14 protein-coding genes (1 of these 14 running past the window's edge) are annotated in these 14,359 nt (G+C 56.4%); 7 read left to right on the top strand and 7 right to left on the bottom strand.

What is annotated here, in order from left to right:
* Window positions 1–2 precede the first annotated feature (2 nt).
* Window positions 3–2,375 (top strand): Eco57I restriction-modification methylase domain-containing protein, encoded by a 2,373-nt coding sequence (locus ACP7AJ_RS06620; protein ID WP_426059407.1) that lies wholly within the window; start codon window positions 3–5, stop codon window positions 2,373–2,375.
* 170 nt (window positions 2,376–2,545) lie between these two features.
* Here ACP7AJ_RS06620 and qatD read toward each other — a convergent pair whose 3' ends face one another.
* The 4 genes from qatD to qatA all read right to left on the bottom strand — a co-directional run bounded on the left by qatD (window position 2,546) and on the right by qatA (window position 7,522).
* Window positions 2,546–3,313: a Qat anti-phage system TatD family nuclease QatD gene (gene qatD, locus ACP7AJ_RS06615; protein ID WP_426059406.1), complete on the bottom strand. Its 768-nt coding sequence runs from the start codon at window positions 3,311–3,313 to the stop codon at window positions 2,546–2,548.
* Window positions 3,314–4,687, bottom strand: coding sequence for a Qat anti-phage system QueC-like protein QatC (gene qatC, locus ACP7AJ_RS06610; RefSeq protein WP_426059405.1), 1,374 nt, complete (start codon window positions 4,685–4,687; stop codon window positions 3,314–3,316).
* A complete protein-coding gene (gene qatB, locus ACP7AJ_RS06605) occupies window positions 4,680–5,318 on the bottom strand; it encodes a Qat anti-phage system associated protein QatB (RefSeq protein WP_426059404.1) in 639 nt (212 codons plus the stop codon). Before qatB ends, qatC begins: the two co-directional genes overlap by 8 nt.
* Before the next feature lie 275 nt (window positions 5,319–5,593).
* The gene (gene qatA, locus ACP7AJ_RS06600) at window positions 5,594–7,522 is read right to left on the bottom strand and encodes a Qat anti-phage system ATPase QatA (protein ID WP_426059403.1); all 1,929 of its coding nucleotides are present in this window, start codon (window positions 7,520–7,522) and stop codon (window positions 5,594–5,596) included.
* Window positions 7,523–7,907: 385 nt separating this feature from the next.
* Between qatA and ACP7AJ_RS06595 the strand changes: the two genes are divergently transcribed.
* On the top strand, window positions 7,908–9,029 hold the full coding sequence (locus ACP7AJ_RS06595; protein ID WP_426059402.1) for a hypothetical protein: 1,122 nt from the start codon (window positions 7,908–7,910) through the stop codon (window positions 9,027–9,029).
* A gap of 41 nt (window positions 9,030–9,070) precedes the next feature.
* Here ACP7AJ_RS06595 and ACP7AJ_RS06590 read toward each other — a convergent pair whose 3' ends face one another.
* Together ACP7AJ_RS06590 and ACP7AJ_RS06585 are read right to left on the bottom strand one after the other, a co-directional pair.
* Window positions 9,071–9,658, bottom strand: coding sequence for a recombinase family protein (locus tag ACP7AJ_RS06590; protein ID WP_426059401.1), 588 nt, complete (start codon window positions 9,656–9,658; stop codon window positions 9,071–9,073).
* Window positions 9,659–9,889: 231 nt separating this feature from the next.
* Complete coding sequence (locus ACP7AJ_RS06585; protein WP_426059400.1) at window positions 9,890–10,276, bottom strand: hypothetical protein; 387 nt, start codon at window positions 10,274–10,276, stop codon at window positions 9,890–9,892.
* 779 nt (window positions 10,277–11,055) lie between these two features.
* Here ACP7AJ_RS06585 and ACP7AJ_RS06580 point away from each other — a divergent pair.
* From ACP7AJ_RS06580 to ACP7AJ_RS06560, 5 genes are all read left to right on the top strand, one after another.
* A complete protein-coding gene (locus ACP7AJ_RS06580) occupies window positions 11,056–11,358 on the top strand; it encodes a hypothetical protein (RefSeq protein WP_426059399.1) in 303 nt (100 codons plus the stop codon).
* A gap of 73 nt (window positions 11,359–11,431) precedes the next feature.
* Window positions 11,432–11,860, top strand: a complete 429-nt coding sequence (locus ACP7AJ_RS06575) for a DUF1810 domain-containing protein (RefSeq protein ID WP_426059398.1) — start codon at window positions 11,432–11,434, stop codon at window positions 11,858–11,860.
* A 156-nt stretch (window positions 11,861–12,016) separates the two neighbouring features.
* The gene (locus ACP7AJ_RS06570) at window positions 12,017–12,505 is read left to right on the top strand and encodes a hypothetical protein (RefSeq protein WP_426059397.1); all 489 of its coding nucleotides are present in this window, start codon (window positions 12,017–12,019) and stop codon (window positions 12,503–12,505) included.
* A gap of 116 nt (window positions 12,506–12,621) precedes the next feature.
* A complete protein-coding gene (locus tag ACP7AJ_RS06565; protein WP_426059396.1) occupies window positions 12,622–13,176 on the top strand; it encodes a transposase in 555 nt (184 codons plus the stop codon).
* The gene (locus tag ACP7AJ_RS06560; protein ID WP_426059395.1) at window positions 13,155–14,108 is read left to right on the top strand and encodes a transposase; all 954 of its coding nucleotides are present in this window, start codon (window positions 13,155–13,157) and stop codon (window positions 14,106–14,108) included. Before ACP7AJ_RS06565 ends, ACP7AJ_RS06560 begins: the two co-directional genes overlap by 22 nt.
* A 134-nt stretch (window positions 14,109–14,242) precedes the next feature.
* Here ACP7AJ_RS06560 and ACP7AJ_RS06555 read toward each other — a convergent pair whose 3' ends face one another.
* Window positions 14,243–14,359, bottom strand: the 3' end of a protein-coding gene (locus tag ACP7AJ_RS06555; RefSeq protein ID WP_426059459.1) for a bestrophin family protein. Its footprint extends 729 nt past the window's final position; the window shows 117 of its 846 coding nt (coding positions 730–846); its start codon lies off the right edge, out of view; the stop codon is at window positions 14,243–14,245.

Raw genomic sequence — 14,359 nt, 5'->3', positions numbered from 1 at the left:
CCGTGCCCGCGCTCGACCTGCTCCAGCACACCCAAAAGCTACTCGACCGCGTCATCTTCGTCTGCTTCTGCGAAGACAAAAACATTATCCCGCGCCTCACCTTCCGGCGCCTGCTCGACGCCGTCCGGGCCAACGTCTTTGATCCCGCCGACGACAAGGTATACCGCACCGTGCGTGGCCTCTTCCAGAGCATCGACCTTGGCAACCCTGCTGCTAACATCAACCGCTTCAACGGCGGCCTCTTCGCGCCCGACGCCGCCCTCGACGCCCTCACCATCAAAGACCGCACCCTCGAGCCGGTCATCAGCCTCGAGCGCTACGACTTTGCCTCCGAACTCAACGTCAACATCCTCGGCCACATCTTCGAGCAGAGCCTCGCGGACCTCGAAGCCGAGCGCGCCCGCCTCCAGGGCCAGGCCCCGCCCGATGCCAAGCAGGGCAAGCGCAAGCAGGACGGCATCTTCTACACCCCCGACTACATCACCCGCTACATCGTGGGCCAGGCCGTGGGCGGGTGGCTGCGCGAGCGCCGCCAGGAAACCGGCCTCGACGACCTGCCCGACCTCACCGACGACGACCGCGCCACCATTCGGGTGCGGCAGGTGGGGGGCGGCCTGCTCACCCCCAGCACCCGCGTGCAGAAACACATTGCCGCTTGGGAAGCCTACGGGCAGCGCCTGCGCGCCATCCGCGTGCTCGACCCCGCCTGCGGCTCCGGCGCCTTTCTCAATGAAGCCTTTGGCTACTTGCTCCGCGAAGGGCAGGTGGTGAACACGGCATTGGCCGAGCTGCGAGCCGGCCAGTTCGAAGTGTTCGACCTCGACCGCCACATCCTCCAGCACAACCTCTACGGCGTCGATCTCAACCCTGAATCCGTCCAGATTACCCGGCTCAGCCTCTGGCTCCAAACCGCGAACCCCGGCCGGCCCCTCACCTCTCTCGACCACAGCATCCGCTGCGGCAATTCCCTAATCGCCGACCCCGCCGTGGCAGGGGAACGGGCATTTGATTGGCTAACGCAGTTTCCCGAGGTGTTTACTGATGGCGGGTTTGATGTGGTAGTAGGAAATCCGCCGTATGTGCGAAGTCGTGGATTGTTCTCAGAAGCCGAAAAGACTTTCCTCACAAACCGATATAAAACAGCCTCCTATCAACTCGATTTATATAAGCTTTTTATTGAGCTTGCACTTGACCTAACCAGTCAAAACGGCGCAGTTGCTTTCATTACCCCTTCCGTCTTTTTGACTAATGAATACGATAAGAAATTGCGTGAATACCTATTAACTCAGACACATATTAGTGACCTGACCTTCCCAAGTGAAAGCGTTTTTGACGATGCAGAGGTAAAGACCGTTGTCTTTAATATTATCAAAACCAGGCCTATAAACTCAATAATCAATTACCACATTATCAGTAAAACAGCGCAAAAGTTTACTCAGGCGGTCAACCAACAATCTTTTCAAGCACCAAAGTATATCATCAACGAAACGGCGAACAATGACTCGCAGGCAGTAACACATAAACTAGAAAAGCATCCGAAACTGGAATCATCTTTTGTTGTCAGAAACGGCATGAAAGTCCGTAAGGAGCTTGTTTTCAATTATAAGTCAGGAGATAGTTTCAAGCCGTTTGTTTTAGGCAAAGACATTGCCCGCTATTCTATTCAAACCACGAGTGGGTACGTGCATTATACTGCCGAAAATGAAAAGTTATATACTAACCAAGCTTTCAGAAGCCCTGATGCTTTTGAGCAGAAGAAAATCATAGTCAGGCAAATACCTGGCAAGAAGCACTTGTTCGCTTCCTTGGATGATAATCACCTTTACGCCGACCAAACCACCTATCTAATTTCACAAATTAACAAAGGAACCCATTCGTTAAAGTATCTGCTTGCTCTTCTATCGTCTAAACTGCTGAAGTTTTATTTCGATAACGTCCATTCCGACAACAAGGAAACATTCCCGAAAGTCAAACGCTCTCAGCTGTTGGAGTTTCCTGTCCCGAACCTCATTCCCACAGAGCAACAACCCTTCATTACCCTCGCTGACCAACTTCTCACCGGACACTGCGAGCTACATGCGGCCGACGCTCAATTTGCCACCCTCCTCCGCGCCGAGCTTGGCCTGACCCTTCCCCTCACCGGCAAGCTGTCCCCCGCCCAGGAATGGAAAGCATGGAGCACCGCCCTAAAAAAGGCCATCGGCCGGCCGCTCTCCCTTGACGAAAAAGGGGAGTGGCTGCCCCACCTCACCCAGCACCAGCAGAAGCAGGCCCAGCGCCGCCAGCACCTCGCCCAGCTCGACCGCCAGCTCGACCAACTCGTGTACCAGCTTTACCACCTCACCCCCACCGAAATTGCCTTAGTTGAAGGATAGCAGGACTTTAGAAGCACGTCAGTATTACCACGTTATGCTGCTTGCTTCTCACCTTCCGGCCTGCTTTCCTTTTCTGCTTCTTGGGATAAGCTAAGGTAAAAAGATTAGTAGAGCACGACAATAAAATCAAGGAGTTCCGAGTATGGAACAATAATCGACTTGAGGGGCAACTAGTTATTAGTAAGCAGTTGCTTGAAGCTACTCCACAGTAAGGAACGGGTTTCCTCATGCGTCATGTGCCAAATCAGGGCTAATTGACTTACGGTATTGACTAAGCTTTGCTCACGAGTAGTAATGGTCGCATCGAATGTAAAGGGGGCATCCGTTTCAGTGAGCACCCGGTTTGGGGGCATCATGGAAACCAGTTGCTTTCCCTTGGCGGAACGCAACATCTGATGATTAACGGAGAAGTATACCCCGGCAGCTATAGCCAACTCCAACTCCCGTGCAGACCCTGAAAACCAGTGAAGAATTACCCGGTTATTTTGCGCAATCATGCGCTTTGAAGCAAGCAGGGTCAGCACTTCGACTACTGCCTGGCGGCTGTGTACCGTAAGGATTTTATTGCCTTCCCGTTCGCACTGCTTCACTATGTGTTTCAATACGGTCATCTGCACAGGCCATGCCTCCTTCCACACAGATGAGCCATCCAGACCTACTTCCCCAATGTAGCGTGCCCCCGAAAACTGCGCATCGAACAGTTCTAACTGCGGATTTAGCTGGGACAGCAGTCGCGGGTCGCCAAGCACTTCTGGGTGGAAACCTAGCCCCACCCGAATGTGCTCACAATCGGCAAATAAGCGCTGATTGGGCTCAAATAGGTATGGCGCGTTGGTAACTGTCAGAGACTTAATGTTACCAGTATTTTCCTGGAAAGGGTTGGTGTGTATATCCGGTAACAAATCCAGGTGGCAATGGGCATCAACGTAAGCAGACATTTAAGCGAGGCTAACTTGCTGAACAAAAGCGTCGATCTCATCAAGGCCCCGGTTGTACATGGCAATATAAGCTGGCACGTCCTGGTCGGGTAGCGGGCCGGTGAGCCGAATGGCTGCGGTAACATAATGAGGCCGCCGCCGCCGCATTTCCAGCATAAACTTAAAGGCCATAACATCGGCGCCTTCCGACTTTTTCACATTCAGCCTTTTACCGGGGCCGGTAATGCCACCCCGGTCCGGTGAGGTATCAAGTAGCGCAGCTTTGCCAAAAGCCGCGCTACGTATAATGCAGGGCACGCAATAGCCGCAATGCCGGTTGCCATATCCAGTGGCGGAGAAACGCCGAGTGGCCGGATGGCTGCATGACATGGTACCCGCTTGGGCGGCGAGGGTCCGGTTGGCACAGCGGTCAAGCATTTCCCCCTTGGTTTTGAATTGGTAGGGATTGGTAATGGGATTTGGAATACCCAACTCGCGCAGCAACTCATTCATCTGTTGGATGTACCAAGGATGCGTAGTTCTGGTACTATAAGCGCCCTGGCGGCTAAGCGTCAAGGGCAGATTTAGGCTAATCATGCCATTTTCCGGGACTATTAGTGGCACGGCCGGACCAAGGGCCTGGGCACACATCACGCCCAGCGCAAAGAAGAGAAAGGAGCGGCCCCGTTCGGTTTTTTCGTCGCCGCGAACGCCCAATGTTTTATCTTTAGGGGCCCGAATGTAGGCTTTTAGCCGCTTCAAAGGCGTCGCGGAGTAATGTTGTTGAAGAGCTTCAAAGCTGCTTTTTTGAAAAGGAGCTACGTCGGAGCTTTTGTAATGGCCCACCAACAACGGTACTCGTCCGTTGCTTAGCAAGTCCACCGCCCCAATAAAGCTGTCGAGGCCTCCCGAGAACAAGCATACATCCGTCGGACGCGCCACAAAACCGGGGTGCCATTTGGTATAGGTGGTACCTGGGGCCAGGAATAAGGCCGAATCCGTCCGAGGCCGAAAGGTTAGAGTCCAAAAATCGCCTGTCAGAAACTGCAGAATTTTCTGGATGCGAATTCGCTGCGAGTCCCACAGAGCGGGCTGCTGGACCGGCACGAATAGAGAGATTTCGCGCGTCCACGAATCTTGGCTGTAATGGAAGCGGCTGATGGTCGTATCGGCCGTAAATACTGCTGCGGCCAGTACTAGCAAGTCCATGACATCTTCACTGGGCTGGAGCTGTAGCGACCGAAGTTGGCGAGTCAGTGCCTCGATTCCAACGCCTGGCCCAATTAAGTCGTGGGACCCAAACTCGTAGCTATCCACCCGCTCAAATGTTGCCCCAGTGGGAGTTAGGCCCGGGTCCGAAGCTCCCACTTTAAAAATTACGGCTACTTTACACATCGCTAAGTACATCTAAGGCAAGCTGATATATATTTTCCATGCGCTGGCCTGTATCGGGTGGGAGTTGGGAGTTCGTGCCGGATAGCCCTGATAAGATGTCGTTGTGCACGGCTCCACTCACTATCTGATAGAGGTCCTCAATCATATTGGCGCACACCACGGGGTCATGCTGCTCGGTAGTCAGCGCCGCCCCGATGTCATTGATAACCCGACACACAATAGTTTCTTCGATGTATACCGTCAGAATTTCCTGCACGTCCGCCGGGCTAAGACTGTCGATATTCATGTTACTGTTCGCGTCCACGCGTTCGACCATCAATTCGTAGGCCTGGCGTGCCATGGCATCGTCGAGTTGTCCACTGGCTGGGGCCACGGCATCCACTAGCGCGCTGAGCACATCGAGGACGGTGCCACCGGCGTAGCTGGCTAGGTTCAGCGCTGTCAGGGTAGGCTGCGTACCAATCTGAACAATATCATTCAGCACGTTGCCCAGCCGGTCAACTGCTTGCACGGAAGTGTACATGCGGCGGGCAAGCGTTCTGGAGCCGCCGCCCGACGTTTTCACGTATTCGCGCAGCGCTTTGCGCAAGCTGCTTTTATCGGTGCCGCCCGAACGCGCGTAGACTTTCATTGCCTGCCGGGGCGTGTTGTAGCGATTGGCCGGAGGCGGCGATGGGATGGGCACCGCGGGCGGCGCGGGGACAGGGACTACTGGTATGGGTACTGGCGGCGGGTTTAGTGGGTCGGGTATTGGTGGTAGTGGCGGCAGCGGCGGCACCGGTGGTACGGGCGGAAGCGGGGCCAAGGGCGGAAGGCCGGGCCAGTTTGGCAGCAGCGGGGTTGTCGGCCGCGGACCGTTTCGAGGTGCAGAAGTTCCCAAGGGTAAGATTAGGTAAGACGCGAAATTTATTTGGAACGACGGAGAAGCAGTTGCTTGACACCTGGCTTGATATCCGGGGATGCGGACCACTGCTGTCGGATGGCGGCGGCCTTTGCTCGCCCGCCCACTGTAGTGAATTCCTCTAGCTTAAACGTAGCCCACGGTCTGATCTCCGCTGGGGAAATTGATTCCAGGGTCGCTGCTAGCTCCAACTCCCGAGCTTCTTCGGAGTGAACTTCGTTCAGTTTGAACAAGCCATCTAAGGCTGGTGGGCTCTTGGTCCAGGTCGTATTGACACGTAGCTCGCTCAGGAGTCGAGTAGCAAGCAGCTTGACCTCGTTTGGTTTGAGCGCAGGCAACTGCGGCACAGCAGCCGCCAACAGGAGCCGGTCCCCGGCCATGAGTTGCTCCAGTACGACCGCGACGTGCTTGGGCATTTCTTGCTCAAACCCAAATGCAATGGTTTTCTCACTGGAAATGAAAATGTAGGGCCGCAGGTCGAGTTCGCCGACCCAGGGCTTAAGCTTTGCCCATGCCAGCAATTCTTTGTCTACCTCTTCCCCTTTGGTAGCCTTTTTATCAGCTTTTTTTCCTCCACCTCCGCCGGCTTCCGCCTCCGCTTCCTTGGCCCTCGCTTCTGCTTCCAGGATTAACACAGAGTGCCCCTGCTCGTTGCTCAGTGCTTGCTCTGTGATCGCCTGATACAAGGGCTCATGAAAGCGCTCCAGAATCATTAGCTTGGCCAAAACCGACAGTTCTACACTGTCCGTGATGCCCGAGATCCGCGCAACGCGCTGGCGCAGAAAGAGGGTATTCAGAAACCGTTTGATGTTGCGCGGGTTGCCTTTTAAGCCGTCGGCCAGCACATTGCCCAGCTGTCCCGCAATGGCCAGAGTTGCCCGTAATTTGGGTACTTCCCCGCTGCCCAAAGTGTCTTCAATTAGAGCACTATCGAGGGCGACATTGTCAAACGGCGTTTTCTTTGACGCTTCAAATGCCTCAACGATTCGCTCCAGAGTATCCGTTTCGGTTTGCAAATGCTGTTGTAACAGCAGGAAACTAATGTAATTGCTACTCTGCAGGCGGTTGAGTAAGGGCAGTCGGAAGGGGATCTGTACCAGTTTCTCTAAGTAGTTGCGGGTGTACTCCGTGCGGTCGACCGGCAAATCTGGAAAATGTTTGCGCACGGCGTATTCAATCAGGTGCTCATCAGCTGAGAGTACGAAAGTTGTACCCTCTACGAAGAGAAAGAGCCGAATCGCTTCCAAGATTTCAATTACAGTTTGCGGCAGGCAGCGGTCCAGGTCATCCACGAGCACGACCAATTTGCTGACCGAGGCAGTTTGAATCAGTTCCCGGAATTGTTGCCGAAACTGCTGGAACTGCCCCGGCATAGTTCCGCCCGCTTCATCTCGAATGAAATCTTCGTAGTTGATTTCTTTTTCCTTGTCCTTATCGCCATCCTTTTTCTCAGGCTTAGGGGCAAACAAACCACTCAAAAAGGAGAGGGCCCCGTGGCCCGCCACAATCGGTGCCATTTCTGGCGCGATGTGCGATGCGGCAGCTGTCGCAGCCAATGACATCATACCGGCCGCGCCTACCTTGGCAATCTTAAACCAATTGATTTTGTCTAAGAGTGACTTAGCCAGCCGTAATGCCTTCTGATTATTGGGCTGATTTCGGACCAGTTCGGTTACTACTGATTCCATCAAGGCCGATTTGGTGTCCTCGTATCCCTGAAACAGCCAACTGTTAAAGGTGATAACCAGTACATCCGAATCTTTCGCAAACTGCTGCTCGATGAAAGAGAGGACGGAGGATTTACCAGCGCCCCAATCCCCATATACGCCAATAGTAAGTGGCCGCAAGTGCTGCTCATCAATAAGGCTTGTAATTGTTTGAGCAATTCGCCTATGGCCCAAAAAGTCGACGGCCGATTCTTTATCGTTCCACATGGATGGTTAAGATTTGATACCACCTGTGAAGCAGAAGCGTAGTAAGCAGCCCTGTGACCTTTTCATTTGGTAGTTTTTTGGGAAGGAAGAATTCAAAAATCCCCGAAACCTACACAACTTCTTGCCGCCTGCCTAATAGTCTCTTTTAGAGAATAGTATTCCCATTTTGAATTGGTTGTAATGCCATTCTAAAAGGCGGACAACCACGCATTAATAAGCTGTCATGGGGGCAGAAAAGAAATGAGCACTGACGAGCAGCGGTGATACTTGTGGGGCTAATAGTGCTTTGAGGGTTTGCAGCTTTTATTGTTCTTTGGAGTAGTAACCGCTTGTTCTCCACCAAAAAGCTTTCTCTGCCATTCCTTCTTCGCTTTATTCACACCGCATGACAATTGACGAGTTACTGTTGCATCCTATTCTAGACCTGCCGCATAACTGGCGAGATACGCAGGAGCCCTCGTACTTCCACTACATCATTCATAAAGGTCAAGAATACCTGAAGCTACTCGCTAGCCTGGATGAGATTGTGATTGATGGTCGTAACAGTTACATGGGGCAGCTTTCTCACGTCAGAATGGTGCACGATACGGCCCAGCACCTGCATAATGCGCTTGTGCACTGCTTGCGCCTTTACTTAGATAGTGGTAGCCCCAGTACGGCCTATGAGGCATTTGAGAAACACTTTGCCGGCGATCATCAAACCGCCGCGTTGCTCTCGCCATCTTCGTACCTGGCTTCGTTCATTATGAGGCCGGAAATAGTTTTTTTCCGGCTTCGCTTCTCAGACGAACGTCTTACCGAGGCCAAGGACCTGTTCCATATCCCCTTCGACAAGCGCTTTTTGGTCCGGCCGCAACGCTACAGTATTTCTGGTTTCCCATGCCTCTACGCGGCCAGCTCGGTGCTACTAGCCCACCGCGAGTTGAGAGCCGATAATTGGCCTCCTACCCTGTACGCCGCCAAGTTACGGGCCGTGATGGACCCCACCCAGCGGCTGGTTCTGCTTGACCTACGCAACCGGGTAACCGAGATACGCGAACGTTACCTGCGCAAAGATGCCACTTACGACGGACGGCTTATGTACTTCCTGGTGAACTGGCTGCTCACAATGGCCACCAGCGTTCCGATTAACGATCGTGATGGCTTTCACGAAGAATATGTGCTGCCCCAAATCTTCTTGGAATGGGTAAAAAAAAGCCAGCGTCAGCGTGCACGCACGGGCCGTCCCGCCGCCCACCCCGGCTTTGACGGCATTGCTTTCTCTTCTTCTCGCGCACCCATTGAACCCGCTAATGACGGGGCCTATAACATCGTGATTCCAGTGCACCATTCCAATGCTAGGGGCTGGTGCGAAGTCCGCACTAAGCAGCTCGAACTATCCGCACCCATCACAATCCAAGACTTATCCATTGAGCTTTCTGAAGCCAGCCCAACGGCTGAGCAATATGGGCAGTGGATAGAGCAGGCACTAGCTGCTAAACCTTTTACGGGCATTAGCCCGGCATAAGGTTTTGGAACAGCAAAGCTCTGTCTGTAGAAACGGACAACCTACCTCTGATGAGAACTAACATACTTTGCTACCGTACTCGGTGATATGCCTAGTTTGCGGGCAATAGCTCCATTTGAGTTGCCCTCTAATTTTAAGGCCTTCACTTGAGTTAAGACAGCCAGTGCTTTGGTCGGGGCACCAAGCTTCACACCAGCCGCTTTCTTCTTTGCTAATGCTGCCTTGGTGTTTTCGCTGACCTTAATCAGGTCCTGCGCGGCGATGGTGGCCAGCATCGATACAATCACGTCGCCAAACGGCCCCAGCGAGTCGAGATACGGTTCAGTGAACGATTTATAGTTCACGCCGTGGTCGCGCAGTTCCTTCAAGTATCTGAGCGTAGGCAGTGCTCCTTCGCGGCTGAATCGGTCAAGTCGCCAGAACACCACCAAGTCGAACTTCTTCTGGTAGGCCTCTAATAGCAGTTGCTTAAATTCCGTTCGATCAGACTTGCCCCCCGATATTTCTTCGGTGAACACCTTGTAGAGGGTGCCGTGTTGCTCAGCAAAGGTGCGCAGCTGGTGCAGTTGGTGTTCCGGATCTTGGCCTTTATCACGCGTAGACACGCGGGCATAGATGGCTACTTTCATGTTTGAAATGTCCTCCAATAAACGGTGGGGAAAAATGGTGTGGAAAACATGCGTTTTCAGCCCGTTTGGTCACCTTTAAAAAACTCCAGAATACGACCGTGTATTGGAGGGTCTTTCGAAAATTCACTCTTTCTCGAACCGTCCAGTTTTCGGAAAAAAAGGCGCCGAAACCCGTGATTTCGGCGCCTTTTTCAAGAGGGTTTTGCGAATGGGGCAGCGCTGCGCTTGGGATTAACGCGGTCGCAGCAACTGATCGAGGTAATAGCGATGCGCTTCCGTGAGCTGCTCTTTCGGGTGGGCCACTTCGTACTCGGCCGCGGCCAGCGCCTGCTGGGTCGTGGCCAAGGCCTGCTCGGCCTGCTCGGCGCGGGCTTTCCATTGTTTGGCCTGCGCGTCGGCCGCGGCCAGTCGAGCCGCCAGCTTGGCCGCGTCTGTTGCGGCGGCGGGGTCCGGAGCCGCCGTGGGAGTCGTCAGGGCCGGCGGGTTCAGCACCCGGGCCTTGGCGTAAGCCCCGGGGGTGGGGTAGCCGGCGGCGAGCGCCCGCTCCGCCACGGCGTCGTATTCGGCGGGCTGGAAGTTGAGCGTGATCGTTCGCCGCAGGTCGTTCAAGTAGGGCATGGCATGCGCCCCCGGGGAATGCGGCCGCTTCCGCCGGGCGGAAGCGCCCACGCGGGGAGGGAAGTAAAGCTACGCGCCGCGGGCGAATTCCCCCACCAGACCCGGGCGAATTCCCCCACCAGTTCGGGTGTATTCTCCCGTTCACCGGGGCGAATTCGCCCGATCGCGGGGGCGAATTCCCCCGCCCACCCGCTGCTCAAATACAGCTAATCGGACCACCCACCTGGACGTCATCACCCATTATAGCGCTTTATGCTTCGCTTATTAGGGGGTATGAACGCGGTTTGTTGCGGTATTTGACCCGTTTTCTTCTCTGATAAGCACCGAAACCACCGTGGCTGTTGCAGAACTCAGCCAACACCCTGAAAAGCTGCCTGAACGGGTGCCAAGCACCTTAAAAATGCTTAGAATGTGGCATTCTCGGACAGTTGTGCAACAGACAACCCGATTAGGAGGCTTGGCTGAGAGTTCTGCAACAGCCACCACCGTTTGCCTAAACTCTCCTCTGCACTTGTACCTTGAGCTATGGGCCGTGGTCTCCTACTTTTCTGCTTTTACTTCACCTGCCGCGTAATGCTTGGCCAGGGACTGTCGGCGCGTAAGGCCGAGCCAACGCCGTTGGTGGTGGATTCACGGACCCAGCTGGTTACTTTTTCGGCAGTTGTTCCAGCGCCTGGCCGCTCCAAAGCCACCCTCTTGGCGGCTGCCATTCACTGGTTAAAGGGCGACACATCAATGGAAAACGGGAATCGATGGTTTTCTACCCGCCAACAGGGGAAGTGAAATGCACCCGCATGAATGGCGTCGTCACCCAATCCGGCGGCTTGGATTATTATGCCAAGCTCTGGTTTACGGTCACCGTGGCGGTGGAAGACGGCGCGTACCGCTACCGGCTAGACCACTTCCGGTTTGAAAGCGACACCTCCCGGCCTTATCTCCACAGCACTGAAGGGCCGATTGAACGGTTTATTTTCAAGGCTCCTGCCAATCGCATCCTTCGCGACATAACGGAGGCGAAAGCGCGAGCGGTGAAGCTAACGGCCATGGGGTTTATTGGAAACCTGCGAGTGAATATGGAGTAGCGGCATAAGGCTCCTTCTCTTATTCGGACCGTTTTCTTAAACGAGTGCTAGCTTACAAGCACGAAGTATCTCCATGACTGACGCGCCCTCGTTGCACCGTTTTCTCGACGCCCAGGAAACGGCGTTTCCCGTGGCGCTGGCCGAACTGCAGCAAGGCCACAAGCACAGCCATTGGATGTGGTACCTGTTCCCCCAGCTGCGGGGGCTCGGACACAGCGCCACGGCGCACTACTACGGCCTGCGCGACGCCACCGAAGCCCGGGCCTATGCCCAGCACCCGCAGCTGGGCAGCCGCTTGGTGCTGCTCTGCGCCACGCTGCTGGCCCTGCCCGGTGCCAACGCGACGCGCATATTCGGCCGCCCGGACGACCTGAAACTGCGCTCCTGCATGACCCTTTTCGACGCGGTGTGTCCCGACCAGCCCATTTTTCAAGCGGTGTTGGACAAGTTCTTTCAGGGACAACCCGATGCCCTGACGTTGCGGCTATTGTACCCGGCTTAGCCGTAGCGGCTGGCCGAGGGCAGCAACCCCGCTGGCGGCAACGCGTCACCCACCCCCGAATGCCTCCTTCTCCTGGCTGGATCGTTTGGGTAAACTGGGGTAGTTTTGGAGACTAGGGGCCCAAGCTGCTGCTTGGCCAACTCTACTGGGGCAGCAATGGGCAAAAGTTCGTTTTACAAACGGGTGAGCAAGTACAACCCGCGGTTTCGCAACGAGCAGGGGCATTACCTGCCCGAGGAGTGGTGCTGTTTTAGCGGGATAGGCCAGGAATTTGCTGGCCGGCGCCTGCACCTGGACGAGTACTTGGCCGTCGAAAGGCGGTACGTGCAGGCGGCGCGGCTCTTTTTCGCAGGCTCGGTGCAGGTTGCGCTCGAGTCGGTGGAAGTCCACTGGGCGGGGGAACTTGACGAGGCGCTGGCCGCCGTGTACCGGCAAGTGGAGCACGGGGTGCGCTCCTTCCCGGTGGCTGCGTTGGATGCCCTGGTGCAACTGGCCTTGCGCGAGGCATTGTGGTACCGGCTCGTGGACGATACCAGGACCCGGGCCCTGGAGTTTGGCTATGACTTCTACCTGCTCCTGGGATTTGAGGTCCCCGACCCGGAGTGCTTCCGCCAAATTGAATACTTGCCGCTGTTTGTCGAGTAGCCCTGCCGAGCCCAAGCACCTTCTGGGAAGGGAGTAGTCCTTACGCTCCTCAAACTGAATTGCTGCGTTTACCTTCCGACCGTGGCTGTTGCAGAACCCTAGTTCGTAGAGGGAAGATGCAAGGCAAGAAGCAATACCTCGACAAGGAGGTGGTCCGCTTTCGACTTTCCGAGCGGGTGCCGCCCCATAACCTGTACCGGCGGCTGGCCGAGCTGGTCGACTGGACGTTTCTCTACGACGAGACCCGCGCCCTCTACAGCCACACCGGGCAGCCCTCGCTCGACCCGGTCGTCTTCTTCAAGCTGGTGCTCGTGGGCCGGCTGGAAAACCTGGTCAGCGACCGCCGGCTCGTGGAGCACTGCGCTTTGCGCCTAGACATTCTCTTCTTTCTGGGCTACGAGGTGGACGAGGAATTGCCCTGGCACTCGACCGTGAGCCGCACCCGCCAGCTGTTTCCGGCCGCCGTGTTCGAGCGCCTGTTCGACCACGTCTTCGCCCAGTGCGTGGCCTATGGCCTGGTCGCGGGCGATACGCAAGCCGTGGATTCAGCCCCCGTTAAGGCCAACGCCGCGCTGGAAGCGGTGGTGAAAAAGCAGCCCGCCGGCACCATCGGACCGTATTTAGCGGGCCGCAACGACCCCCGCCGGCCGTGCCCGCCGCGGCGGTGCTGAGCGCGCCGGCCCACCAGCTGCGCCAGCTGGCCACGTCCCAGGCCCGGCGGCAGGGCGCGCAGACCGGCGCGCTGGGGGCGCGGCACGAGCAGGCGCGCTTGCTCAGCAACAAAACGCACTACAGCCCGACTGGCCCCGACGCACGCATCTCCATTAAGCCCGGCAAGGCCCGGGCCCTGAACTACCTCTGCAGCCTGGCCGTGGACACGGCCCACGGCGTCATTAGCCACGTGCAAGCCGATTTCGCCGACCAGCGCGACAGCCTGCATTTGCCCCGGCTGCTGGCCGGCCTGCAGCGGCGGCTGCGCGCCAACGAGCTGCCCCTGCGCGAGCTGCTGGCGGATGCCGGCTACGCCAACGGCCCGAATTACGCCCTGCTCGAAGCCCAGCGCATCACGGCCTGGATTCCCGTCTTCGGCCAGTACAAAGCCGAGTTGCCGGGCTTCACCTACGACCCGGCAACGGACGCCTTTACTTGCCCCGAAGGCCAGGCGCTGCCCTTTCAGAAATACGACGCCAACCAAGACGGCAGCTGGCACAAGATTTACTGGGCCCCGTGCCGTACCTGCCAGCAGTGCCCGCGCAAGCCCACGTGCGCCCCGCGGGCCAAGCGCAAGCAAATCAACCGCACCATTTACGACGCGGCCTACCGCCGCGCTTGGGAGCGCCAGCACACCCGGCGCGGGCAACGCAAACGCCGGGTCCGCCAGGGCACGGTCGAGCCCGTGTTCGGGCATCTCATTCACCACTACGGCTTGCGGCGCATGAACGTCCGGGGCCACGCCGGGGCCCACAAAACCATGCTGCTCACCGCCGTGGCCTACAACCTCAAAAAGCTATTGAAATACCGGCCCAACCGTCGACTAAGCCTGGCCGTGGCCTTGCCTCAGCCGCTGCTGGCGGCCAAGTGGCGCGTCAGGCGGCGAAATTAGCGCTCCGAAGCGCCCACTCGAGCACGCGCCCAGCCGCCAACCAGAAAGTCAACCGCCTAACCCGAGTTCTGCAACAGCCACGGTCTGACTAGTAAAAGGCAAACAACGGCGTGGGCCACCCCCTGATCGGGGGGTTACATCAAATAAAACGCCTCGGCGGGCAGCGGAGCGAGCACGGTTTCTTCGTCCAGCAAGTGCCGCAGGTTGATTTCCACGGTGCGGGCGATGGCCGTGACGGGCGTGTCGGTGGG

Origin of the sequence: Hymenobacter sp. B1770 (assembly GCF_049896385.1) — a bacterium.
Classification (GTDB): Bacteria; Bacteroidota; Bacteroidia; order Cytophagales; family Hymenobacteraceae; genus Hymenobacter.
The sequence above is the reverse complement of the archived record's forward strand: the minus strand, read 5'-3'. Positions and strand labels throughout refer to the sequence as shown.

What these genes read in the sequence shown, in the direction of transcription:
- ACP7AJ_RS06570 (WP_426059397.1), top strand. Translation starts at nt 12,017, where the DNA reads ATGGGCAAAAGTTCGTTTTACAAACGGGTGAGCAAGTACAACCCGCGG.
- ACP7AJ_RS06595 (WP_426059402.1), top strand. Translation starts at nt 7,908, where the DNA reads ATGACAATTGACGAGTTACTGTTGCATCCTATTCTAGACCTGCCGCAT.
- qatB (WP_426059404.1), bottom strand. Translation starts at nt 5,318, where the DNA reads ATGAAAGTCTACGCGCGTTCGGGCGGCACCGATAAAAGCAGCTTGCGC.
- qatA (WP_426059403.1), bottom strand. Translation starts at nt 7,522, where the DNA reads ATGTGGAACGATAAAGAATCGGCCGTCGACTTTTTGGGCCATAGGCGA.
- ACP7AJ_RS06585 (WP_426059400.1), bottom strand. Translation starts at nt 10,276, where the DNA reads ATGCCCTACTTGAACGACCTGCGGCGAACGATCACGCTCAACTTCCAG.
- ACP7AJ_RS06575 (WP_426059398.1), top strand. Translation starts at nt 11,432, where the DNA reads ATGACTGACGCGCCCTCGTTGCACCGTTTTCTCGACGCCCAGGAAACG.
- qatD (WP_426059406.1), bottom strand. Translation starts at nt 3,313, where the DNA reads ATGTCTGCTTACGTTGATGCCCATTGCCACCTGGATTTGTTACCGGAT.
- qatC (WP_426059405.1), bottom strand. Translation starts at nt 4,687, where the DNA reads ATGTGTAAAGTAGCCGTAATTTTTAAAGTGGGAGCTTCGGACCCGGGC.
- ACP7AJ_RS06590 (WP_426059401.1), bottom strand. Translation starts at nt 9,658, where the DNA reads ATGAAAGTAGCCATCTATGCCCGCGTGTCTACGCGTGATAAAGGCCAA.
- ACP7AJ_RS06565 (WP_426059396.1), top strand. Translation starts at nt 12,622, where the DNA reads ATGCAAGGCAAGAAGCAATACCTCGACAAGGAGGTGGTCCGCTTTCGA.